Genomic DNA, 23,025 nt, shown 5'->3' on the forward strand with positions numbered 1-23,025 from the left:
CTGTTCTCATCGTCCGGCAAGCCCGCCGGCCCGTGCCCGCTGCACGCTCCCGCCACCCCTTCGCCCGCCACTCACGCCGCGTCGGGGCCGAATTTCTGCCAGGCTGCCTCCTTCCGTGCCGCCCAGCCGCAGACGGTTCCCCTGTGGACCAGTTCCAGCAGCAGTTCCGCGAGCCGGTACCCGGGTTCCAGATCCAGGGCCTGGGCGAGGTAGGCCGCGGAGAAGGAGCCGCGGCCCCGGCACCACGCGATCCAGCCCCTTCCCGTGAGCGATGCTGCCGCAGCCTTTCCTCCGGACGGTGCGAGTTGCTGGAAAATGAGATCCAAGGCGTCGAGCCTCTCCCAGTCCGGGGCGGCAGGCTGGATCCCCATCAGGACATCGCCATAGCGGGGAACACCCGTTTCCGTCGCCCGGCTGTTCGGAGTTCCACCGGGCGCGGCCGCTTCACGGCCAGGGCCGGCGCCAAAGGCTTCTGCCGGCGGGGCTACAGGTTCAAGGCGGCATTCGTCGCGAAATATGGCGAACTGCGCGGCCCCGGCTTCCGCTGCCGCCCGTCCGGCGGCAGCCATCATCAGGACGGCGTCCCGCCATCGCGGTACCAGCAGGGTTGCCCGCAGGAAGCCGTCGCGTTCAGCCTCGGGCAGCCACGGTTCACCCGGCGGACGGTTAAGCAGGGCCGCCCAGACCTCCAGGACAGCGTCAAACTGCGGCCTGCTTCCGCGGCGCAGGTCCAGTTGTGCCAACCACGCCTCTTCGGCCTCCCGGACAGCAGCAAAATGGAGGCTGGAACCAGGCAGGACCGCGGCCGCCTGTTCCTGCGGCGCCGGACCCACGCTGCTTCCGCGGTACACCATTTCTGCGTTCAGGGTGCTGTCCCGGATCTCCTGCACCGGACGTCCGGGAAAAGGGCAGCACGCAGGATCAGCACACAACGCGTCCCGCCAATACTCGCTGCCGACATACCAGGCATCCCGGACCGGCATCCCTGCTCCGGCCAGCGCCCATTGCAGCCCCCCGAGCAGGCTGCCATAGCGGTCCGGCCCTGCCAGCCAGCCATTGTTGGTGAACAGTGCCAGCAGCGACCCGTCGGCATTACGGTCCGCTTCAAGGTAGGTGCAGACCGTCCGGGCAAAGGCGGCGGGCTGCGCCAGGACGTCCGGGCCGGGCAGATCCAGACGGAGCGTGGCGCCCAGCCGTTTGCCCTGCAATGTCATGGCAACCAGGCTTGCGGACGGCCAGTAGCCGAGCGAGTGGGGAATGAAGCCCAGGACGTCTTCCGGGCTGCGGATTGTCAGGTGTTCTGGAGGTGTCATGCCTCCAGCCTTCATGGACCGCCTGCACCGGGTAAGGACCTGGTCCGGCTATGTGGGGAACCCTGCGCTGTGCAGGACTAGTCGGCGCCGTCCGTAGGCGTCGGCTGCCGGCGCCGGGCGAGGCTTTCCCGCCGCTGGCGGGCAAGGGCGCTGCGCAGGGGTGGAACAATGACGCCCTGCGCGGCCATTTGGCGCCGCACCTTGCGCCGGCATACCAGCATCGCAGCCGCACCGGATCCGATCAGCAGGAACTGGACGCTCAGGGCAATACGGAACGGATCCAGCCCGTACAGGATGCCGTTGGAGAAACCGCTGGCATACAGCACGTCCAGCATCAGCCCGATCAGGAAGATCGCGACAAGGGCTGCGATGAACCCGCCTACGTTGACGATGCCCGTCGCCGTTCCGATCCGGTGCGCCGGATTGAACGTCCGTGCGAAGTCGAAGCCGATCATCGAGCCGGGGCCGCCGACGGCGAGCACCACGACAAGGCCGGCCAGCAGCCAGAGGGGGGCCCGTCCGGGAGTCAGCAGGACGGCAGCCCATGCCCCCGCTGTGGCGCCGGCAATCAGCAGGACCATGGTGGAACGCCGCAGCGGATGCCTTGAAACGAAGCGTCCGATGAACGGCCCTACCGCCATTGCGGCGGCAACGTACAGCGCCATGAGGGCGGCAACTGTTCCGGCATCCAGTCCCTGGCCGGAAATGAGGAAGGGGTAGCCCCAGGTCATGGCAAACACCGTGCCGCTGAACTGGATGGTGAAGTGGCTCCACAACCCCAGCCGTGTCCCCGGCTGACGCCAGGCCCGGGCCAGGGAGGCGCCGGTTGCCCGCAGGCCCTGTTTCGCGTGCGGCCGTTCCGTGCCCGGCGGGGCGTCCTGCAGGAGCAGCAGGACCAGGACGACGGCGAGCGCGGACAGGCCTGCCAGCATCAGGAACGCGGTGGTCCAGCCTGAGAGATGGAGGACGAAGGCGAACGGGATGACGCTGAACAGCTGGCCCAGCTGGCCGGACATGCCCGTCAGCTGGGTCACCAGGGGCACCCGGGCTGGAGCGAACCACAGGGGAATCAGCCGGATCACGGAGATGAAGGTCATGGCGTCCCCGGCGCCCACCAGCACGCGGCCGGCCACTCCCCCGGGAATTGTGTCGGCAAAAGCGAGTTGGAGCTGGCCCAGGCCCATCAGGGCGGCGCCGCCGGCGATCATGGCGCGCGAGCCGAACCTGTCCACCAACAGGCCAACCGGGATCTGGAGTCCGGCGTAGACAAGGAGCTGGAGGACAGTGAAGAACGAGATCGCCGACGCGCTGGCATGGAACCGCTCAGTGGCTTCCAGCCCCACCACGCCAAAGGACGTGCGCTGCGCCACGGCTACCAGGTACCCAAAGATTCCGATGGTCCAGATAAGCCAGGCGCGGGGTGCAGTCACCACTTCATTATGCCCGGGGCCAACACTGCAGGCCTTTATTGCCCCGGGTTCTCCCGCGCCAGGTACGCTTCCACCGCGGCGCCCAGGACGTCGGCGTTGGGCAGCTCGTCATTCTCGTCGGCGAGGAGCGATCGGCGGACCGTGCCCTCGGCCTTCTCGTCGTAGCGGGTCTCCAGCCGCGACACCACCTGCTGGACTTCCTCGGAGGCGTCAATCTGTTCGGCAATCTGGCGGCTGACCTCGCGGCCGGCTTCGCGGAGCCTGTCCGAGGGCAGCATCAGCGAGGTGGCCGCCCCCAGGTATTCAAGGCCGGCGACGGCTGCCGTGGGGTATTCGGCCTCGGCCAGGTAGTGGGGCACGTGGATGACATAACCGGCAACATTGCGTCCTGCCTCCACCAGGCGGAGTTCCAGGATGTGGCCCACAGCTGCGGGAACCTCCACGGTGGGCTTCCACACCGAGATGCCCTCGATCAGCTCCGGCCGGTTGCCGTGCACCGTGACGCCCACCGGGCGGGTGTGCGGAACCGGCATTGGAATGGAGTGGATCCAGGTAACCAGGTTGACGTCCAGTTGCTCCACGATGCCCACCACGGCGCGGGCAAAGCGTTCCCACTGCAGGTCCGGTTCGAAGCCTGCCAGCAGGAGGAAAGGCTTTCCGAGCCCGTCCACGAGGCGGTACAGGGCCAGCTTCGGTTCCTGGTAGTCCTGGAGGTGGTCCTCCACGAAGGTCAGGTGCGGCCTGCGTGAGCGGTAGTCGATCAGCTGGTCGGCGTCGAACACGGCCACCGGCTCGGCGTCAAGGGAATCCAGCAGCTCCGCATTGATCTGCTTCACCACGTGGCCGGCATCGGCGAATCCGGTGAATCCCATCACCAGGTTCAGCCCGCGAAGCCCGGGGCTGTGGAACAGCTCAATGTTGCTCGCATAGAGCGCACCGGGGTCCAGCAGGGAGCCGGAAATCCGTTCAAGCACGGCATGTTCCTTTCATAGGTGCGGGTGGACATTCTTTTCTTACAACGCCCCGGGACGGCCGAGCATTCCGGCGCCCGGTGTGGCGCACCTCTCACGAAATACCCCGCGCGCTGCGGCCACGGGCTACGATCGGAACTGGCCTGCCAGACGGGCCTGCAACTCCCGGGCTGCGTTCCGAACGGCCGTACCCGGGGAACCATGGCAGAGCGCCGAACATGCTCCCCTGCCCGAACATCTTTCGAGAATCGAGGACTGACCCCGTGGTCAAGAATACTGAAATCAACCTTAGTACCCTCTCGCGGGACCTGAAGAAGAGCCCCAGCGACGCCGTGGTCATAGGCGTGGGGCAGGGTGCAGACGGTCCCGTCCTCCTGGAGAACCCGCTGACGGCAAGGTCCGCCGAGGCGCTGGCCGATTCCCTTAAGGCGCTCGGCGTCACGGGCGCGGCGGATCAGCTGGTGCGCCTGCCGGGCCTCCCCGAGACCGGCGCGGGTGTCCTGGTTTTGGCCGGCGTGGGCAAGGTATCGGCTGCGCAGCCCCTGGCCGGGGAAGCACTGCGCAGGGCGGCCGGTTCCGCCATCCGCCAACTCGCCGGTTTCGCCACGGTTGCCTTGGCGTTCCCGACGGCGACCGCCGCCGACGTCGCAGCCGTGGCCGAAGGTGCCGCCCTGGGGGCCTATTCCTTCACCGAGTTCCGCACCTCCAGGGAAGGCCTGAAGGATCCTGTCCGCAATGCGGTCATTTTCACTGACCTGACCGACCAGAAGGAACTTGCCCCTGTCCTTAAAAGGGCTGCACTGATCGGCAGGGCGGTCAATGCCACCCGTTCGCTGGTGAACCAGCCGCCCAGCCACCTCTACCCCGAGTCCTTCGCCGAGGCTGCGAAGGAGCTGGCCAAGGGCCTGCCCGTGAAGGTCACCGTGTGGGACGAGAAGCGCCTCGAGAAGGAAGGCTTCGGCGGCATCATGGGCGTGGGCAAGGGCTCCGCCCGCCAGCCGCGCCTGGTCAAGGTGGAATACTCTCCCGCCAAGGCAACGTCAAAGATCGCGCTCGTCGGCAAGGGCATCACCTTTGACACTGGCGGAATCTCCATCAAGCCGGCCCTCGGCATGGGTGACATGAAGAGCGACATGGCGGGCGCCGCCGTCGTCCTTAACACTGTCCTGGCCCTGGCGGGACTTGGCCTGCCGGTGAAGGCAACCGCCTGGCTCTGCATCGCCGAGAACATGCCCTCCGGAGCCGCTTCACGTCCGGCCGATGTCCTGACGATGTTCGGCGGAAAGACCGTTGAGGTCCTCAACACCGATGCCGAGGGCAGGCTGGTGATGGCCGACGGCATCGTCGCTGCCAGCGCCGAGTACCCGGACGCCATCATCGACGTCGCAACCCTCACCGGGGCACAGCTGATCGCCCTGGGAAACCGGACAGCGGGTGTCATGGGATCGGACAGCGTGACCGGCCCGCTCAAGGCCGCAGCGGACCGGGCCGGAGAGCTCGTGTGGCCAATGCCGCTTCCCGAGGAACTGCGTCCCAGCCTTGACTCACAGGTCGCCGACCTCGCGAACATCGGCGAGCGCCATGGCGGCATGATGACCGCAGCTGTTTTCCTCCGTGAATTCGTGGGTAAGGGCAAGGACGGGGAACAGATCCCCTGGGCCCATATCGACATCGCCGGGCCGTCCTTCAACAACGGGAGCCCCTATGGCTACACCCACAAGCAGGGAACGGGCTGCACGGTCCGGACCCTGGTGGCCTATGTGGAGGACGTCCTGGCTGCTGCCGCCTGACATCCGGCGGCCCGCAGCGGGCTGGCACGCGGCTTTGCGGGACCGGTGATCCCTATGCCACAAAGCCGCGTGACACTCGACACAAGCGCTCCACAATCGCGGTGCCAGGGTGGAGCATGGATAAGTGGTTCGCTAAGGTGAACCACGGTAGTCACAAATGCAAGAGAATTCGCCTGCTGGAATAATCACAGCAGTGCAGGTTCCAAGACCAGATGATGCGCAGGACCGCGTCATCGTTCACGCGAGGGAGCGTCTAAGTGGCCGATCAGGCAACTGCGCAAGAATTCGACATCCTGGTACTCGGTGGCGGCAGCGGCGGATACGCCGCCGCGCTCCGGGCAGTACAGCTTGGCCTCACCGTCGGCCTCGTGGAGAAAGCCAAGCTGGGCGGCACCTGCCTCCACAACGGCTGCATCCCCACCAAGGCCCTCCTGCACTCCGCGGAGCTGGCCGACCACGCCCGGGACTCCGCAAAGTACGGCGTGAACGTCACCCTCGACGGCATCGACATCAACGCCGTCAACGCGTACAAGGACGGCATCATCGCCGGCAAGTACAAGGGCCTCCAGGGCCTCATCAAGTCCAAGGGCATCACCGTCATCGAGGGTGAAGGCAAGCTCCAGGGCACCGACACGGTGGTGGTTAACGGCACGGCCTACAAGGGCAAGAACATCGTCCTGGCCACCGGCTCCTACTCCCGCACCCTCCCGGGCCTGGAAATCGGCGGCAAGGTCATCACCTCGGACCAGGCCCTCACCATGGATTCCATTCCCAAGAGCGCCATCATCCTGGGCGGCGGCGTGATCGGCGTCGAATTCGCCTCCGTCTGGAAGTCCTTCGGCGTGGACGTCACGATCGTCGAGGGCCTGCCCTCGCTGGTTCCCAACGAGGACGCCACCATCGTGAAGAACTTCGAACGGGCCTTCAAGAAGCGCGGCATCAAGTTCTCCACCGGCGTGTTCTTCCAGGGCGTCGAGCAGAATGACGACGGCGTCAAGGTCACCCTGGTGGACGGCAAGACCTTCGAAGCCGACCTCCTCCTCGTTGCCGTAGGCCGCGGCCCCGTCACCGCCAACCTTGGCTACGAGGAAGCGGGCGTCACAATCGACCGCGGCTTCGTCATCACCAACGAACGCCTGCACACCGGCGTCGGCAACATCTACGCCGTCGGCGACATCGTGCCGGGCGTGCAGCTGGCCCACCGCGGCTACCAGCAGGGCATTTTCGTGGCCGAGGAAATCGCCGGCCTGAAGCCGGTGGTCGTCGAGGACATCAACATCCCGAAGGTCACCTACTCCGACCCGGAAATCGCCACCGTCGGCTACACCGAAAAGGCTGCCAAGGAAAAGTTTGGTGAGGACCAGGTGCAGACCCAGGAATACAACCTCGCCGGCAACGGCAAGAGCTCCATCCTGGGCACGTCCGGCCTGGTCAAACTGGTCCGCCAGAAGGACGGCCCCGTGGTGGGCGTCCACATGATCGGCGCCCGCATGGGCGAGCAGGTCGGCGAAGCCCAGCTGATCGTCAACTGGGAAGCCTACCCGGAGGATGTGGCCCAGCTGGTGCACGCCCACCCCACGCAGAACGAGTCCCTGGGCGAAGCCCACCTGGCACTCGCGGGCAAGCCGCTTCACGGCTAGTTTCCCTCAGCACCAAAGGGCCTGGTGCACCCGGCACGGAATGCCGGGTGCACTAGGCTGGCCAACAGGCAGCAACCATCCGCACTAAAGATCAATAAGGAGAACGGGGACGACATGTCTGAATCCGTTAACTTGCCCGCCCTCGGTGAGAGCGTCACCGAAGGAACCGTCACCCGCTGGCTCAAGCAGGTAGGTGACCGGGTAGAGGTGGACGAGCCGCTGCTCGAAGTCTCCACCGACAAAGTAGACACTGAAATCCCCTCTCCTGTAGCTGGCGTGATTGAGGAAATCCTGGTTGCCGAGGACGAGACCGCCGAGGTCGGCGCTCCCTTGGTCCGCATCGGCGACGGCTCCGGCGCCGGCGCCCCCGCCGAAGAGGCCCCTGCCGCTGAGCAGGCCGCACCGGCCGAGGCCCCGTCCACTGAAGCCCCCGCACCGGACGAAGCCCCTGCACAGGAGGCACCTGCACAGGAGGCACCCGCCCAGGAAGCTTCCGCGCCTGAGGCTCCGGCCGCCGGCGGCGGCGAGAGCCACGAGGTCACCCTCCCGGCCCTCGGCGAGAGCGTCACCGAGGGCACGGTCACCCGCTGGCTGAAAGCCGTCGGCGACGCCGTCGAGGTGGACGAGCCCCTGCTGGAGGTGTCCACGGACAAGGTAGACACCGAAATCCCCTCCCCCGTGGCCGGCACCCTCCAGGAGATCCGCGTCAACGAGGACGAGACCGCAGAGGTGGGCTCCGTCCTGGCCGTCATCGGCTCAGGCGCGGCAGCAGCGCCCGCACCCGCAGCACCGCAGGCCGCCCCCGCCCAGGAAGCCCCCAAGCAGGAAGAGCCGAAGCAGGAAGCCCCCGCAGCAGCACCTGCACCGGCAGCAGCTCCGGCACCCGCGGCAGCTCCGGCACCGGCACCGCAGGCCGCTCCGGCCGCAGCCGAGGCACCCGCCGCCGGCGGCGAGTCCGGCTACGTCACTCCCCTGGTCCGAAAGCTGGCAAACCAGCACGGCGTGGACATCACCTCCCTCTCCGGCACCGGCGTCGGCGGCCGCATCCGCAAGCAGGATGTCATTGCCGCAGCCGAGGCAAAGGCTGCACCGGCAGCAGCTCCGGCCGCGTCCGCGCCGGCAGCATCCGCCGCTGCAGCATCCAACGGCGCAGTCTCCTCGCTGCGCGGAACCACGCAGAAGGCGCCGCGCATCCGCCAGGTCATTGCCCGCCGCATGCGCGAATCCCTTGAGGTCTCCACGCAGCTCACGCAGGTCCACGAAGTGGACATGACCAAGGTTGCCAAGCTCCGTGCCCGCGCCAAGAACTCCTTCCAGGCGCAGAACGGCGTCAAGCTGACCTTCCTGCCGTTCATCGCCAAGGCGGTGGCCGAGGCCCTCAAGCAGCACCCCAAGCTCAACGCTGCGTACGACGAGGACAAGCAGGAAATCACCTACCACAACGCCGAGCACCTGGCGATCGCCGTCGACACCGACAAGGGCCTGCTGGTCCCTGTTATCTCCGACGCCGGCAGCCTGAACCTCGCCGGACTGGCGGGCAAGATCGCCGACGTTGCCGGCCGCACCCGCGACGGCAAGATCGGTCCGGACGAACTGTCCGGCGGCACCTTCAGCATCACCAACATCGGCTCGGTCGGGGCGCTGTTCGATACCCCGATCATCAACCAGCCGCAGGTGGGCATCCTCGGCACCGGCGCCATCGTCAAGCGCGCCGTCGTTGTTGCCGACGAGAACGGCGACGACTCGATCGCCATCCGCTCCATGATGTACCTGTCCCTGACGTACGACCACCGCCTGGTGGACGGCGCGGACGCCGGCCGTTTCCTCCAGACGCTGAAGGCACGCCTTGAAGAAGGCGCCTTCGAGGCTGACCTGGGGCTGTAACAGGCCGGAACGCACGACGGCGGTGCAGGCACCGGTGGGGATCCACTGGCGGCCTGCACCGCCGTCGTCATTTAACTGCTACGGAACCTGACTACTACAAGCCGTAGAACCCTTGGCTACACTGGTCCCATGAACATCGTCTATAACATCGTGGTTTTCCTGCACATCGTCGGCGCCGCCATGATCGTCGGCATCTGGATCGGCCAGATGAAGAAGCCCACCGTCCACCCCCGCCAGTTCGACGGCGCCATGCTCCAGCTGCTGACCGGGGTCGCGCTGATGGGACTGATCCCGGCCCTGGACATGGACGCCAACTACGCCAAGCTGGGCATCAAGTTCGTCATCGCCCTCGCCGTCGGCGTGCTGGCGTTCATCGGCCGCCGCAAGTACAAGAACAACGAGCCAATCAGCACCGGCCTGGCGCACGCCGTGGGCGGACTCGCGCTGCTGAACATCGCCATCGCCACCATCTGGAAGTGATGGTCCCGCCGGCGGCAGCCGGCCGCCGGGTCATAATCCACTGACAGCGGACACCCGGTGCAAGCAGCCGCTGAAGTCCCTAGGATGGGACACGGCGGGGTCCAGGCAGCGGCCTGCCCCGGATTCGATCAATCTGAGGAGTGAACATGGCAGCAACGCGTTCAGCAAACGCAGTATGGAACGGCAACCTGACGGAAGGCGCCGGTACCACCAGCCTGGCCACCTCAGGCCTGGGCACGTTCGATGTCACCTGGAAGGCCCGTACCGAAGCGGCCAACGGCAAGACCAGCCCGGAGGAACTCATCGCCGCAGCCCATGCCGCGTGCTTCTCGATGGCGTTCAGCAACGAACTCGATAAGGCGGGCCACGCGCCTGAGGAAGTCCGCACCAAGGCTGACGTGACGTTTGTCCCCGGTACCGGAATCACCGGCAGCCACCTGACCATGTCGGCACGGGTCCCCGGCATTTCCGAGGAGGAGTTCCAGAAGATCGCGGGCGAGGCCAAGGTGGGCTGCCCCGTTTCGGGCGCCCTGGCCAGCATCGACATCACCCTGGATGCAACGCTGGAGTCCTGATCCGGCGCTGATGGCAAAAGGCCCCGCCTGTCCGGAATGTTCCGGACAGGCGGGGCCTTTTTCTGCTTCCCGCGCGGCCCCGGTCAGTTGCCTTGTCGGCGCGCCGGGAGCGGAGCCGGACGCAGCCGGCGGTACCCTTCCCGGGCCGGCGGACGGTCCGTGGGCAGCTCCTGGACCATTTCCTTCAGCGCCCCAATGCCGTACTCCAGCTGGGGGTCCCGGCCCGCCGCATAGGCGTGCGGCGGGTAGGTGACCTCGATGTCCGGGTCGACGCCGTAGTTCTCCACGCCCCAGCCCACGCCGCCGCCGAACCAGGTGGCGTACCGCGGCTGCGTCACGCCGGTGCCGTCGGCAAGGGAGAAGCGGTTGTCGATGCCCACCACGCCGCCCCAGGTGCGGGTGCCGATGACCGGTCCGATCCCCCTGAGCTTGGACACCTGGGTGATGATGTCGCCGTCCGAGCCAGCGAATTCGTCGGCCAGAATGATCACGGGTCCGCGCGGTGCGTGGTGCGGGTAGGTTCGCGGCTTTTCCCCGCGTGGCATGCTCCAACCGGTCACCTTGCGGCCGATCAGTTCTGCGACCAGTTGCGAGGTATGCCCGCCACGGTTGCGGCGGACATCGACAATGAGGCCGTCAAGCGCAGTTTCCGTGTCAAGGTCCCGGTGCAGCTGTGCCCAGCCGTTGGCCATCATGTCCGGAATGTGCAGGTAGCCGAACTTGCCCCCGGAGGCTTCGCGGACGGTGCGCCGGTTTGAGGCCACCCATTCCTGGTACCGCAGGCGCTCCTCGTCCTTGACGGGAACGACGGCGACGCGGCGCTGGGTGCCTGCTGCGGCCCCGTGTGCCGGACCATTCAGGAGGGTGAGCTCCACAGCCCGCCCGGCTGCTCCCACCAGCTGCATGGCCGGGGTGATGCCTTCGGACAGCGGCACGCCGTCGACAGCCAGCAGGAAGTCGCCGGCCTTTGCGCCGACTCCCGGCCTGGTCAGGGGTGAAGTGGCCAGCGGATCGGAGGACTCGCCGGCAAGGATCCGGGTGATCTCCCACCCGCCGGAGACGTACGCCAGGTCCGCGCCGAGCCTGCCCTGGCCGTGGCTGCCGTTTTCGGTGACGGGCGCCGGCCGGACGTAGGCATGGGACGTCCCCAGCTCGCCGTGCAGCTCCCACAGGAGGTCCACCAAATCATCGTGCGAGCCGAGGCGCTCCACCAGGGGACGGTAACGCCGGTGGATGGAATCCCAGTCCTGCCCCGCCATGTCCTCGGTCCAGAAGAAATCGCGCTGCAGCCGCCAGGCCTCGTCAAAAGCCTGCCCCCAGACACTGAGCGGGTCCATCATGACCCTGATCCGGCCGAGGTCAACCTTGACCAGCTTCCCGGACTCCTCGTCCACCTTGGCGTCGGCCGGGACCACTGTCACCTGCTTGTCCGAGATCAGCACCACCTTGCTGCGGTCCCCTGACAGCCGGTAGCTGTCCAGCGCGTCCACGAGGGTGGCCTGCTTGCGCCGGCCAAGATCGTACCGGACCAGGCTGGGCCGGGAATCCTTGTCCTCCTGGCTGGCTTTTCCATCACCGGTCACGCCGGCCAGGGCCCAGTCGAGCCACAGCAGTGCCCCCTCGGCGGCCTTCAGGGACGTGTAGTTGCCCTGCGGCACGGGCACGGTGATGACCCGGTGCGCCAGGCCCTCGGGATCCACCCGGACCTCCGGCTGCTCCGGGCCCGTGCCGTCCTGCTGCCCGGCTGCCTCGGCGGACGGCGTGCCTGCACCGTCGGAGTCCACGGCGGGGCCGAAGGGCGACGGCGTATCCGAGGCGAGTGCTACAAGGTATGGCTTGATGGGGCTGGGGAAGGAGAGGTCGAAGGAGTGTCCGTCGTACACCGGATCGAAGCTGCGGTTGGAGAGGAAGGCCAGGAACCTGCCGTCGGGGGTGAAGGCCGGCGACTGGTCACAGAAGCGCCCGTCGGTGACTTCCACCGGGGCGGCGCCGGGCTTTGCCACGTTGGCCAGCCGCAGCCGGCTGCGCGAACCAAAGGACGTGACCGGCTCCGACCATACGAGCCACTGCGAGTCCCCTGACCATGCGAGGTCCGCAACCGTGCCCTCGCCGATGCTGGACACCAGTGTCAGCTCGCCCGTGCGCGTGTCTGCCACGTAGACCTCACCGAAGGACGTGCCCAGGGCTATCCGGCGACCGTCCGGGCTCGCCTCGAGGGCACTGGCACGCGACGGCTTGGGGAAGGCGATGCGGGTTGCGGCCGGCCCTGCCGGTGCCTCCGCAGCCGGGGCGCCGGATTCAGGCGCGACGTCGGCCTGCTCGTCCGAGGCATGGGCGGCCGGCGTGTTCCCGGCGAGCACGGCAGCGCCGGCAGCAGGGACGGGCTGCGGCAGCACCACGGCGTCCTCCGGCGGCGCGCCGTTGTCCAATGCCGCGCTGGTCCCCTTTGTGCCCGCTGCAGCTGTGCCGGCTGCAGCGGCAGGGTGCGGCACAGGGGCCGCGATGTCCTTGATGTACAGCGCCTCCACGCCATCGTGATCCGCCAGGTAGGCAAGCCGGCCGTCGCCAAGGGGCCGGGGCAGGCGGGCGCGGACCCCCGGCGTTGCCTCAATGATGCGGGACGGACCATCCTTGTGGCGGAGCCAGTGGATGGTGCCGTGGGCCTCGACCGCACTTGCAGAGCCGCTGGTGTCCGGTACCACCGCGCCGAGGTGTTTGGCCGCCTTCAGCAGTACAGGGCGCCTGGACTGCGTTGCGGAGCCCAGGCTGATGTCCAGCCGGACGGCGTCGGAACCGAGGTCGTGCAGCACCCAGAGCTCACCGGCGGACTCGAAGATCACGCGTTTGCCGTCTGTGGAGGCGTGCCGGACATAGAAGTCCTCGTGGTCCGTATGCCGGCGCAGGTCCTTTCCGCCCGGCAGGACCGAATACAGGTTGCCGTAACCCTCGTGGTCGGAAAGGAACGCGATGCGGCCATCCACCCACATTGGATCAGCGAGGTTGCCCTCAAGCTCCGGAAGGAGGCGCTCGAACTCCCCGTTGCCGTCGGTGTCGATCCACAGCTTCCCTGCCGTGCCGCCGCGGTAGCGCTTCCACCAGGCGGGTTCGCGGGACAGCACGCTGCCCACCACCACTGGCCGCTCGTCACCCACCTCCGGGCCAAAGGCCACGGACTCAACCGGCCCGTACGGGAGTTCCTCGGCCCAGCCGCCCTCCAGCGGGACACTGTACGCGTGCGTGTGCCTGCTTTCGGCCTGGCGGAATGCACTCGTGACCACTACCGCACCGCCGGCGGTGAAGCCCTTTACCCTCGTGGTGCTGTGGCCGAAGTACGTCAGCTGGCGGTATCCCCCGCCGTCGGCCTCTGCCGATACCACCTCAGGCGCCGTTCCCTGGACCACTGTCCACACCAGCCGCTTCCCGTCGGGAGTGAAGCGGGGATTGCGGGCGGGCAGCTGGAGTGCCGAGACGCGCCAGGCGCGGCCGCCGCCCAGGGGCGCAATCCACACGTCATCCTCGGCCACGAAAGTGACCAGATCACCATGCAGATGCGGGAAACGGAAGTAGCTCGAAAAGGTCATCGTTCGATCATAGTCACCCCCCCTGCGGCCTGTCGGGAGGTGCCGCCGCGCACGTGGCGTGGTGAGATGGACCATGCGTATCGTCATGGCCGGGGCCTCCGGGCTGATCGGCAAATCCATGTCAGCAACCTTCCGGAACGCCGGACACGACGTCGTGTCCTTGGTCAGGCGGAAGCCCGGCACGGCGGCGGAAGTCCGGTGGAACCCTGCCGCGGGGGAACTGGACCCGCAGGCCCTGGCCGGGGCTGACGCCGTCGTCAATCTCTCCGGCGCCGGCATCGGTGACCGGCCATGGACCCGCAGGCGCGTTGAGGAGCTCTTCCGCTCGCGGGTGGATTCAACGCGCACCCTCACCCGGGCGATGCAGCAGATGGATTCCCCGCCGCATGTCCTGCTGAGCCAGTCCGGCTCCAACTACTACGGCAACGCGGGAAATACTGTGCTCCGTGAAGATGCGCCGCGGGGTTCCGGAACGCTGGCCGCGATCTGCGGGGAGTGGGAGGACGCCGCTGCCACCGCTCCCCCGGGTGTGCGGGTGGTGGTGACCCGGACGGGCGTGGTACTCAGCCGGAAGGGAGGCGCCCTGGGCAGGCTGATGCCGCTGATCCGGCTGGGCGTGGGCGGCCCGCTGGGAAACGGCCGCCAGTACTGGCCCTGGATTACCCTTCCGGATGTTTCCGCGGCGTTCCTCTTTTTGCTGGAGTCCGGCATTAGCGGGCCGGTCAACCTGTGTGCTCCCGAGGACGCCGACGTCAATACCCTGGTGTCGGCCCTTGCCCGCGCCGTGCACCGCCCCGCGGCCCTGCGGGTACCTGCCCCGGTCCTCCGGCTGGTGATGCGTGCGCTGGCGGACGAACTCCTGCTGTCCAGCCAGCGCATGGAGCCTGCCGTGCTTCGGGCGGCCGGATTCCAGTGGCAGCATCCCACGCTGGCACAGGCCGCGCAGTGGGTTGCGGGCCAGGACAAGGTTGCCGGCAAAGAAGGGGCCGGCCTGGGCTAAGGCAGCCGGCCGCTGCGGCAGGATCAGGAGCCCGGCAAGATCAGGAGCCCGGCAGGATCTCGCTGATCCGCCACCTGCCGTCCCCGGCTACGAGGACCAGCCTGAGCTGGCGCGCTCCGGCGGCCGGCCCGGCCCCAACGACCACGCCCTGGGCATCCTTCTCCTCATAGGCGGAGGAACTGGACAGGACACGCACCACGGCGCGCTCGGCTGTTGCGCCGTCCTCGGTGCGGAGCTCCGCAAGGTTGCTTGAGAACCCGTCGAGGATGTGGCCGGAGCTGCGCAGGCGCTCCACTGCCTGCTGGTCCGAGACCGCTGCCGGCGAATCCTTGGCATTGACTTCTGCCAGCAGTTCCCAATAGCCCCTGCTGAAAGCCAGGTCCCGCAGGAGGGCGAGTCCCTCCACCGCCTGGACGGGATCGGAGTCCCCGGCCTGCTGCCTGGCGGCATCGGCAGGGCCTGCCCCGCCCTCAGTGCCGCTCCCTGCTCCAGCGGCTGCCGTACCGGCAGCCACGGGCGGCGGCGCAGCGGCGGCAGCTGATCCCCGGGCGGCGGGGGCAGTTTCAGCGGCCGTACCACCGGTTCCAGCGAGCCACCACACGCCTGCGGCAGCCACCGCCGCGGCCGCCGGCAGCACTCGCCGCAACACCGGAGAACGGCGCCGCCCCCTGCCCGGCGCTGCGAGAGCGTGCCTTCCTCGGGAAGGACGAACCTCGCCCGTGGCATTCGGGAAGGGCATGCGTTGCCTGGAAAGCGGCAGCGCCCCCCACTTCGCAGCGGCGAACCGCCTGCCGGCGGCCGCGGCCTTGTCCTTGACTGCTCCGCGCCGGGACGGCGCCGGGATGTGCCGGCGGGTCATCAATTCCGGGATCACCGTGGGATGGACCGAGGCCGCGAGGTCCAGCGGCCGGGGCGAGGCACTGCGGTAGACGGCCGTGGCCAGGGCAGCCGCCGTGGGCCGGCGCCTCCGGTCTTCATTGAGCCCGGCCTCCAGGGCGGCCGCCAACTCCCGTGGAACATCCGGAACCAGGAGGGAAAGCGGCGGCCGGTCAACCGTACGGGGCGGAGCCTGGCCGGTCAGGCAAAACCACCCGAGTGCCGCCGTCGCATAGACGTCCCGTTCCGGTTGGAGGCCCCGCACTGCGTCCACCGGGGCCGGGTCCACGAAGCCGGGCGTCCCGGAAAGCGCGGTACTGCCCGGGTCACCCAGCATCCGCGCTATGCCGAGATCGGACAGGAGCGGTTTGCCCTGTCCGGTGAACAGGACGTTTCCCGGGGAGACGTCCGAGTGGGTGAATCCCTTGCTGTGCAGGTAGCCCAGGACCTGGGCCAGGGGCGTCAGTACCGTCACTGTTTCGCCAACAGTGAGCCGGCCGCGGCTGGATACCAGGGCGGCCAGGGACCCGCCGGAAGCGTAGTCCATGACCAGCGCCGTCCCGCCGTCCGGCTGTCCTCCCAGCCGGACGGCGTCACGCGCTTTGACCAGGTGCTGGTGGTCCAGGACGGACAGGATCCGGATCTCACGCCGCACGGCGTCTTCCGTCACCGTCTCCGGGCGGATTGACCGGGCCGGGCCTGAGCGGAAGCATTTCACCGCGAAGTTCCGCCCCGTCTTCTGCTCCCTGGCCAGCCACACAACCGCGCTCCCGCCCTGCCCTAGCAGGCGTTCGACGGCGAAGCCCGGCACCTCGGGTGCCTGCAAATCTTCCATAGCTCATGTCTAGCCGAATCCGGCAGGGCCTGCAGAAGTTATCCACAGGCATGCCATCAGGGGCTCCGCGCTTGTGCCGGAGCCCCTGTGACGTGCCCCCTGCAGGTGGGTGAGCTTAAGCACTAAACCGGGCGCGGGACGCCGCGGGGTCTAAGCTGGATGCCATGACTCTTGAGTTTTCACAGCTGGGTCTTGCTCCGGATTTTGTCGATTACACACATGGTTGGGAAATCCAGAGCGAACTCCATGACAAAGTGGTCGCGGGGATGGCACCCAGCACTGTCCTCCTCCTGGAACACGCACCGGTGTATACCGCCGGAAAACGGACCGAGGACCACGAACGGCCGTTCGACGGCACCCCGGTGGTCCCGGTGGACCGCGGCGGGAAACTGACCTGGCACGGTCCGGGCCAGCTGGTGGGATACCCCATTATCAAACTGAAGAACCGGGCAGGCATCCGCGATTACGTCGAACGCCTGGAATCCGTGATCATCGCGGTCCTCGCTGACTACGGGATCAACGCCGTGCGCATCAAGGGCAGGGCCGGGGTGTGGATCACCGCGGACAGCAAGGGTCCGGACCGGAAGATCGCCGCCATCGGCATCCGGGTGCACGAGGGCGTGACCATGCACGGCTTCGCCATCAACTGCAACAACGATCTTGCACCGTACTCGCAGATCATCGCCTGCGGAATCACGGATGCCGGCGTGACAACCATTGCCCGGGAAACCGGCCATGACGTTGCCCCCGCTGACCTTGTTTCCCGGATCACCGAAGAACTGCGCAAGAATGAAGACGCCCTGGTCGCTACCCCCGAAGGAGCTCTACTGTGACATTGGCACCTGAAGGCCGGAAGCTTTTGCGCGTTGAACAGCGCAACTCGGCTGTCCCGGTGGAGCGGAAGCCGGACTGGATCAAGGCCAAGGTCCAGATGGGCCCGGAGTTCGTCCAGCTCAAGAACCTGGTCAAGAAGGAAGGCCTGCACACGGTGTGCGAGGAGGCCGGCTGCCCCAACATCTTCGAGTGCTGGGAGGACAAGGAAGCCACGTTCCTGATCGGCGGGTCCGAGTGCACCCGGCGGTGTGACTTCTGCCAGATCGATACCGGCAAGCCCTCCCCGGTGGACAGGTTCGAACCCACCAAGGTGGCCCGCTCCGTGCAGGCCATGCAGCTGCGCTACGCCACCGTCACCGGGGTGGCCCGTGACGACCTCGAGGACGAGGGCGTGTGGCTGTACGCCGAAACGGTCCGCAAGATCCACGAACTGAACCCCGGCACCGGGGTGGAGCTGCTGATCCCGGACTTCTCCGGCAAACCCGAACACATCGAAGCGATCTGCGACTCCAGGCCCGAGGTCTTCGCCCACAACGTGGAGACGGTGCCGAGGATTTTCAAGCGGATCCGGCCCGCGTTCCGCTACGAGCGGTCCCTGGACGTGATCACGCAGGGCCGGAACCTGGGCATGGTGACCAAGTCCAACCTGATCCTGGGCATGGGCGAAACCCGGGAAGAGATCTCCGAGGCGCTGCGGGACCTGCACGAGGCCGGCTGCGACCTGATCACCATCACCCAGTACCTGCGCCCGTCCGAGCGGCACCTGCCGGTGGACCGCTGGGTCAAGCCGCAGGAATTCGTGGACCTCCAGGACGAGGCCAACGAGATCGGCTTCCTCGGCGTCATGTCCGGACCACTGGTCCGTTCCTCCTACCGCGCCGGCCGGCTCTGGGCCACCGCGATGCGGAAGAAGGGCCGCGACATCCCCGCCGAACTCGCCCACATCGCCGACGGCATCCAGGACTCCGGCACCACCCGCCAGGAAGCCAGCTCACTGCTCGCCGCCCGTTCCTGAGCTGCGCACCGCCACAAAATCACAGCGCCACCCAAGGGCCGGCACCGGAAGACTCCGGTGCCGGCCCTTGGGCTTTGGTCACGTAGAATTGAGGAACTATGGCGAAATCCCCTGATTCCAGCAACTCCACTCCGTCTGGCTCCAGCGCAGTCAAGCGTGGCCTCTTCTCGCGGAAGCCCAAAGAGGCCAAGGTCAAGAAGCCCAGCCGGCTCAAGCAGATCGGCGAAGTCTTCACCATGACGCGCCGTCATGACCCCATGGTTCCGTGGCTTATGCTGCTGGTCTTCCTTGGCGTTGTGGCTGTCAGCTTCCTGGTCGGCTTCTGGCTGGACAACTGGATCACCGGCCTGATCATCGGCATCCCGCTGGGCCTGCTCGGTGCCACGTTCATCTTGTCGCGCCGGGCCGAGCGTGCCGCCTTCGCGCAGATCGAGGATCAGCCCGGCGCCTCCGGCGCTGCCCTGGGCACCCTGCGGCGCGGCTGGATCACCGAGGAACAGCCCGTTGCCGTCAACCCCCGCACGCAGGACGCCGTCTTCCGCGCAATTGGCCGTCCCGGCGTCGTGCTCGTCAGCGAAGGCCCCACGCACCGCGTAAAGCCGCTGCTGGAGGCCGAGCGCAAGCGCCTCGCGCGCATCCTGCCCAACGTCACCGTGCACGTCATTGAAAGCGGCCGCGGCGAGGGCCAGGTTCCCCTCAGCGAAGTGGCCAAGAAGATGGGCAAGCTCAAGAAGGAACTGACCAAGCTTGAGGTGAATGCGGTGTCGAAGCGGATTGCATCCCTGGGCAACCGCCTCCCGATTCCCAAGGGCATTGACCCCTACAAGGCGCGTCCCAACCGCGGACGCTAGGTTTTGAACCCGCCCCGGTTCCGGCTTAGGCCGGCAGCCGGGGCGTTTTCTTTGCAGCCCCCAAGGCAGGACAGGACAACACCATGACCCTCACCAAAGCAGTGATCCGCGCGTTCCGGATCCTGGCCGTCGCGGAAGCCTTCAGCTGGGCGGCCCTCCTCATCGGCATGTACTTCAAGTGGATCGCCGGCACCACGGAAATTGGCGTCCAGGTGGCGGGCCCCATTCACGGAGCCCTGTTCGTGGGGTATGGCGTCTGCGCCCTGGGACTCTGGCGGCTGCAGCGTTGGCCCTTTGTGGTGGCCCTGTTCGCAGGCCTGTCCGCCGTGTTCCCGTTCGCCACCATCCTGTTCGAACGGTGGGCAGGACAGCGCCGGTACCTCAGCGTTGCCGGGGCACCTTCCGGCGCAGCCACTGTCCGGGAACCAAGTTCGGTCTAGCCTGCCGGGTGCGCGCCGCGCCGCCGGGGCTTCGAGCCCCTAGCGGCGGAGCAGCAGCGTATTCATTGCCTTGTCGTGGAGGCCGCGGTGGTCAGGATCGAAAATCACCGCGGGAATCACCAGGCAAAGCAGCAGGGACCTCACCAGTGCGGCCAGCGGACCCGGCGCACCACCCCCGGCCCTCACCACGTGGATGCCCACCGCACGGTGTCCAATGCTGTAGCCGAGGGTCCCTACCAGCAGGGCCTGTTCTACGGCGAAGATTGCGAGGGTGGCCCAGGCGTCGCCCGCGAAGGCGAAGTTGCTGATCAGCAGCGCAACGGTCCAGTCGATCGTGATCGCGGCGATCCTGCGGCCCGCCCGCGCAATGGAGCCCGGCCCTGACTCCGGCAGTCCCAGCCGCTCCCCCGGATACTTGGATATGCCCGAGGTGTCGGGGCCGGAGAGCCAGGAGCCGATGTCTTTGCGATCTACCACCGTCCAAGTTTAGCGACTTCCTGCCGACCACACTGTGGATGGGGTTAGACCACAGTGTGGACAGAGGATAGCGTTGCCATATCAGGGCATTCTGTAACCTGCCCGAAACAATGCGGACATGGACGGGAAATGCCGCGTCCATAGGCTGTTACCAGTTTCAAGCAATCCGCCGGAAGGCAAGACACAGCAGGTAGTACACGGCAGGCTATTGCGGCAGGGTACTGAAGGCAGGGGAACACCGCGTTGTTTCCCTGCCTTCGGATTGCGCTGGATCAGCTGGCTTGCACGCCAGATATTTACATATGCGTAAGGAGCATAGATGTTCAAGACTGCGGACGAAGTCCTCAAGTTCATCAAGGACGAAGATATTAAGTTCGTCGACATCCGTTTCACCGATCTTCCGGGCGTCCAGCAGCACTTCAACGTCCCCGCGAAGAGTGTTGACGCCGACTTCTTCATCAACGGCCAGCTCTTCGACGGATCCTCCATCCGCGGCTTCCAGGGCATCGCTGAGTCTGACATGCAGCTCATCCCCGACGTCACCACGGCGTTCCTGGACACCTTCCGCATGGAGAAGACCCTCGCGCTGAACTTCTCCATCGTCAACCCGCGCACCGGCGATCCGTACCACCGCGACCCCCGCGGCGTTGCCGAGAAGGCTGAGGCGTACCTGGCATCCACCGGCATCGCGGACACCGCGTTCTTCGCTCCCGAAGCCGAGTTCTTCGTGTTCGACAACGTCCAGTACCAGTCCTCCCCGCAGGGCAGCTTCTACAAGATCGATTCCGAGGAAGCCCACTGGAACACCGGCCGCGAGGAAGAGGGCGGAAACCTCGGCTACAAGACCCCCGTCAAGGGCGGTTACTTCCCGGTCTCCCCCACCGACAAGCAGGCTGACCTCCGCGACGCCATGTGTGTTGCACTGGACGAAGCCGGCCTCGAGGTCGAGCGCAGCCACCACGAAGTTGGCTCCGCCGGCCAGGCTGAGATCAACTACAAGTTCACCACGCTGACCCACGCTGCCGATGACCTGCAGAAGTTCAAGTACGTCATCAAGAACACCGCAGACGCCTGGGGCAAGTCCGTAACCTTCATGCCCAAGCCGGTCTTCGGCGACAACGGATCCGGCATGCACTGCCACCAGTCGCTCTGGAACGGTGGCGAGCCGCTGTTCTACGACGAGAAGGGCTACGCCGGCCTGTCCGACACCGCCCGCTGGTACATCGGCGGCCTGCTCAAGCACGCCTCCGCCGTCCTGGCCTTCACCAACCCGACGGTGAACTCCTACCGCCGCCTGGTCAAGGGCTTCGAAGCTCCGGTCAACATGGTCTACTCGCAGGGCAACCGCTCCGCCGGTATCCGTATCCCTATCACGGGCACCAACCCGAAGGCCAAGCGCATCGAGTTCCGCGCGCCGGACCCCTCCTCCAACCCGTACCTGGCGTTCGCTGCCCAGCTGATGGCCGGCATTGACGGTATCCGCAACCGCATCGAGCCCCCGGCCCCGATCGACAAGGACCTCTACGAGCTCCCCGCCGAAGAGGCCAAGGACATCCCCAAGGCTCCGGGCACGCTTGAAGAAGCACTGGAGGCCCTGCGCGAGGACAACGAGTTCCTGCAGGCCGGCGGTGTCTTCACCCAGGACCTGATCGATACCTGGATCGAGTACAAGTACGAGAACGAGATCCGCCCGCTGTCCCTGCGCCCGAACCCCTACGAGTTCGAGCTCTACTACGGCGTCTAGTCCCGGACCTGGTCTCCAGGACTCCTAAGGCAGCGAAGGCGGCCACCGGTTATCCGATGGCCGCCTTTTGCGTGCCCGGGAAAGTCGCACCCGGGACGGAAATGGAGGTGGGGGCCCGGTTCCAGACGTGCTGAGACCGGGAACCGGACCCCCTGACGAATGCCCCCCGGGATGAAGACCGTTCCAGCCTTCCCCCCAACAAGGTTGGAGAACACCGCCAATCCACATGATCGGGCAATCGCTTTCTCAGTGCAAACGGCGCCCCGGCGCCGAGACGCTATTGTGGCCGAAAACTTCGGAACATGATGCGTTGGGGTCCTGCCGCCCCTCCGGTGTACTGGCCCCGGTCCTCGAACCCGGCCCGGCGGTAGGCGGACACGCCCGCAGGATTGGCTTCGTTGACTGAAAGGACGACGCCGGCCTCCCGGGTTTGGTGCCGGGCGGTGAGTTTTTCAGCGGCCGCCACAGCGGCGGCTGCGGCGAGGCCGCCGAGCCCGCGGCCTTGTTCCCGCCGGTCGATCAGGAAACCCCTCAGCAGCCACGCAGACGCCTCGTCCGGCCATCCTGCCAGGCGTGCTGCCCCGGCCTGCAGGGTCAGCACGCCGACGGCCCTGCCGGCGCACTCAATGACGTAGGGCCGCCGCGATTCCTCAGCCAGTCCTGCCAGGGCCATCCGGAGCGGGTCACCGACGAACCGCTCCTGCCCGGGGCCCGGCTCCAGGGTTGCCACGGCTCCCAGCTGGACAGCCCGGGCGTCGGCGTCGAGGTCCTGGAGCGGGATGAGCCATACGCTCCGGCCCATGCCGCTCAGGCCTGCGGCCCGGCGGAATTGCCGCCGGCTGCGGACTCGGCCGGCGGACCGGCCGGATCCATCCACATCACTTCCCAGAGGTGGCCGTCCGGATCCTGGAAGCTGTGGTTATACATGAATCCGTAGTCCTGGGGTTTCTCGGACGGTGACCCGCCGGAGGACAGGGCGGTCCTGACGGCCTGGTCCACGGCCTCCCGGCTGTCCACGGAGTAGGCGATGATCGCCTCCGCGGAGCCCTTGCTGTCCGCAACGTCCTTGGAGGTGAAGGTCTTGAAGAAGGACTCCACCAGCAGCATGACGTAGGCGTTCTCGTTGACGATCATGCAGGTGGCATTCTCGTCGGTATAGTCCGGGTTGAAGGAGAAGCCAAGGGCCGCAAAAAAGTCCACCGAGCGTTTCAGGTCTTTGACGGGCAGGTTGAAATAGATTTGGGTTGCCATGGGCTCAAAGTAGCACCGGCCAGGGCGGGTGTCAGCCA

19 protein-coding genes are annotated in these 23,025 nt (G+C 67.0%); 11 read left to right on the forward strand and 8 right to left on the reverse strand.

Annotated features, from left to right (window positions below):
- Positions 1 to 71: 71 nt before the first annotated feature.
- From GK109_RS01940 to GK109_RS01950, 3 genes are all read right to left on the reverse strand, one after another.
- Positions 72 to 1,313, reverse strand: a complete 1,242-nt coding sequence (locus GK109_RS01940) for a DUF4192 domain-containing protein (protein WP_157238483.1) — start codon at positions 1,311 to 1,313, stop codon at positions 72 to 74.
- 77 nt (positions 1,314 to 1,390) lie between these two features.
- Positions 1,391 to 2,743 carry a nitrate/nitrite transporter gene (locus GK109_RS01945; protein ID WP_370460324.1) on the reverse strand — a complete coding sequence of 451 codons (1,353 nt, stop codon included), beginning with the start codon at positions 2,741 to 2,743 and terminating at the stop codon, positions 1,391 to 1,393.
- 35 nt (positions 2,744 to 2,778) lie between these two features.
- Positions 2,779 to 3,717 (reverse strand): PAC2 family protein, encoded by a 939-nt coding sequence (locus GK109_RS01950; protein ID WP_321215947.1) that lies wholly within the window; start codon positions 3,715 to 3,717, stop codon positions 2,779 to 2,781.
- Between the two features lie 260 nt (positions 3,718 to 3,977).
- Here GK109_RS01950 and GK109_RS01955 point away from each other — a divergent pair, with 260 nt between their 5' ends.
- From GK109_RS01955 to GK109_RS01975, 5 genes are all read left to right on the forward strand, one after another.
- Entirely contained in the window at positions 3,978 to 5,504 is a 1,527-nt protein-coding gene (locus GK109_RS01955; RefSeq protein ID WP_323057377.1) for a leucyl aminopeptidase, read from the forward strand.
- 257 nt (positions 5,505 to 5,761) lie between these two features.
- The gene (gene lpdA / locus GK109_RS01960; RefSeq protein WP_321215945.1) at positions 5,762 to 7,144 is read left to right on the forward strand and encodes a dihydrolipoyl dehydrogenase; all 1,383 of its coding nucleotides are present in this window, start codon (positions 5,762 to 5,764) and stop codon (positions 7,142 to 7,144) included.
- 114 nt (positions 7,145 to 7,258) lie between these two features.
- Positions 7,259 to 9,028 carry a 2-oxoglutarate dehydrogenase, E2 component, dihydrolipoamide succinyltransferase gene (sucB, locus tag GK109_RS01965; RefSeq protein ID WP_157238485.1) on the forward strand — a complete coding sequence of 590 codons (1,770 nt, stop codon included), beginning with the start codon at positions 7,259 to 7,261 and terminating at the stop codon, positions 9,026 to 9,028.
- A 129-nt stretch (positions 9,029 to 9,157) separates the two neighbouring features.
- Positions 9,158 to 9,508 carry a hypothetical protein gene (locus GK109_RS01970; RefSeq protein ID WP_157238486.1) on the forward strand — a complete coding sequence of 117 codons (351 nt, stop codon included), beginning with the start codon at positions 9,158 to 9,160 and terminating at the stop codon, positions 9,506 to 9,508.
- Between the two features lie 146 nt (positions 9,509 to 9,654).
- On the forward strand, positions 9,655 to 10,083 hold the full coding sequence (locus GK109_RS01975) for an OsmC family peroxiredoxin (protein ID WP_157238487.1): 429 nt from the start codon (positions 9,655 to 9,657) through the stop codon (positions 10,081 to 10,083).
- 83 nt (positions 10,084 to 10,166) lie between these two features.
- On the opposite strand, the gene GK109_RS01980 is transcribed toward GK109_RS01975, so the two are convergent.
- Complete coding sequence (locus GK109_RS01980) at positions 10,167 to 13,664, reverse strand: S41 family peptidase (RefSeq protein ID WP_157238488.1); 3,498 nt, start codon at positions 13,662 to 13,664, stop codon at positions 10,167 to 10,169.
- A 73-nt stretch (positions 13,665 to 13,737) separates the two neighbouring features.
- Here GK109_RS01980 and GK109_RS01985 point away from each other — a divergent pair, with 73 nt between their 5' ends.
- The gene (locus GK109_RS01985) at positions 13,738 to 14,664 is read left to right on the forward strand and encodes a TIGR01777 family oxidoreductase (RefSeq protein ID WP_157238489.1); all 927 of its coding nucleotides are present in this window, start codon (positions 13,738 to 13,740) and stop codon (positions 14,662 to 14,664) included.
- A gap of 40 nt (positions 14,665 to 14,704) precedes the next feature.
- Here GK109_RS01985 and GK109_RS01990 read toward each other — a convergent pair whose 3' ends face one another.
- Positions 14,705 to 16,375 carry a serine/threonine-protein kinase gene (locus GK109_RS01990; RefSeq protein WP_157238490.1) on the reverse strand — a complete coding sequence of 557 codons (1,671 nt, stop codon included), beginning with the start codon at positions 16,373 to 16,375 and terminating at the stop codon, positions 14,705 to 14,707.
- A 164-nt stretch (positions 16,376 to 16,539) separates the two neighbouring features.
- Between GK109_RS01990 and lipB the strand changes: the two genes are divergently transcribed.
- The 4 genes from lipB (at position 16,540) to GK109_RS02010 (ending at position 19,515) form a co-directional block, all read left to right on the forward strand.
- Positions 16,540 to 17,208, forward strand: coding sequence for a lipoyl(octanoyl) transferase LipB (gene lipB, locus GK109_RS01995; protein ID WP_157238491.1), 669 nt, complete (start codon positions 16,540 to 16,542; stop codon positions 17,206 to 17,208).
- Positions 17,205 to 18,224, forward strand: coding sequence for a lipoyl synthase (gene lipA / locus GK109_RS02000; RefSeq protein WP_321215939.1), 1,020 nt, complete (start codon positions 17,205 to 17,207; stop codon positions 18,222 to 18,224). The genes lipB and lipA overlap by 4 nt, the downstream gene beginning before the upstream one ends.
- Positions 18,225 to 18,322: 98 nt before the next feature.
- Positions 18,323 to 19,075 (forward strand): DUF4191 domain-containing protein, encoded by a 753-nt coding sequence (locus GK109_RS02005; protein ID WP_157238492.1) that lies wholly within the window; start codon positions 18,323 to 18,325, stop codon positions 19,073 to 19,075.
- 83 nt (positions 19,076 to 19,158) lie between these two features.
- Positions 19,159 to 19,515 carry a DUF3817 domain-containing protein gene (locus tag GK109_RS02010; RefSeq protein WP_157238493.1) on the forward strand — a complete coding sequence of 119 codons (357 nt, stop codon included), beginning with the start codon at positions 19,159 to 19,161 and terminating at the stop codon, positions 19,513 to 19,515.
- A gap of 39 nt (positions 19,516 to 19,554) precedes the next feature.
- Here GK109_RS02010 and GK109_RS02015 read toward each other — a convergent pair whose 3' ends face one another.
- The gene (locus GK109_RS02015) at positions 19,555 to 19,992 is read right to left on the reverse strand and encodes an RDD family protein (RefSeq protein WP_321215938.1); all 438 of its coding nucleotides are present in this window, start codon (positions 19,990 to 19,992) and stop codon (positions 19,555 to 19,557) included.
- A gap of 319 nt (positions 19,993 to 20,311) precedes the next feature.
- Between GK109_RS02015 and glnA the strand changes: the two genes are divergently transcribed.
- On the forward strand, positions 20,312 to 21,736 hold the full coding sequence (gene glnA, locus GK109_RS02020) for a type I glutamate--ammonia ligase (protein ID WP_139028876.1): 1,425 nt from the start codon (positions 20,312 to 20,314) through the stop codon (positions 21,734 to 21,736).
- Between the two features lie 277 nt (positions 21,737 to 22,013).
- Here the strand turns inward: glnA and GK109_RS02025 are convergent, their stop codons facing one another.
- Entirely contained in the window at positions 22,014 to 22,538 is a 525-nt protein-coding gene (locus GK109_RS02025) for a GNAT family N-acetyltransferase (RefSeq protein WP_157238494.1), read from the reverse strand.
- Between the two features lie 5 nt (positions 22,539 to 22,543).
- The gene (locus tag GK109_RS02030; RefSeq protein ID WP_157238495.1) at positions 22,544 to 22,987 is read right to left on the reverse strand and encodes a VOC family protein; all 444 of its coding nucleotides are present in this window, start codon (positions 22,985 to 22,987) and stop codon (positions 22,544 to 22,546) included.
- Positions 22,988 to 23,025: the final 38 nt, after the last annotated feature.

Origin of the sequence: Pseudarthrobacter sp. GA104 (assembly GCF_009741265.1) — a bacterium.
Classification (GTDB): domain Bacteria; phylum Actinomycetota; class Actinomycetes; order Actinomycetales; family Micrococcaceae; genus Arthrobacter.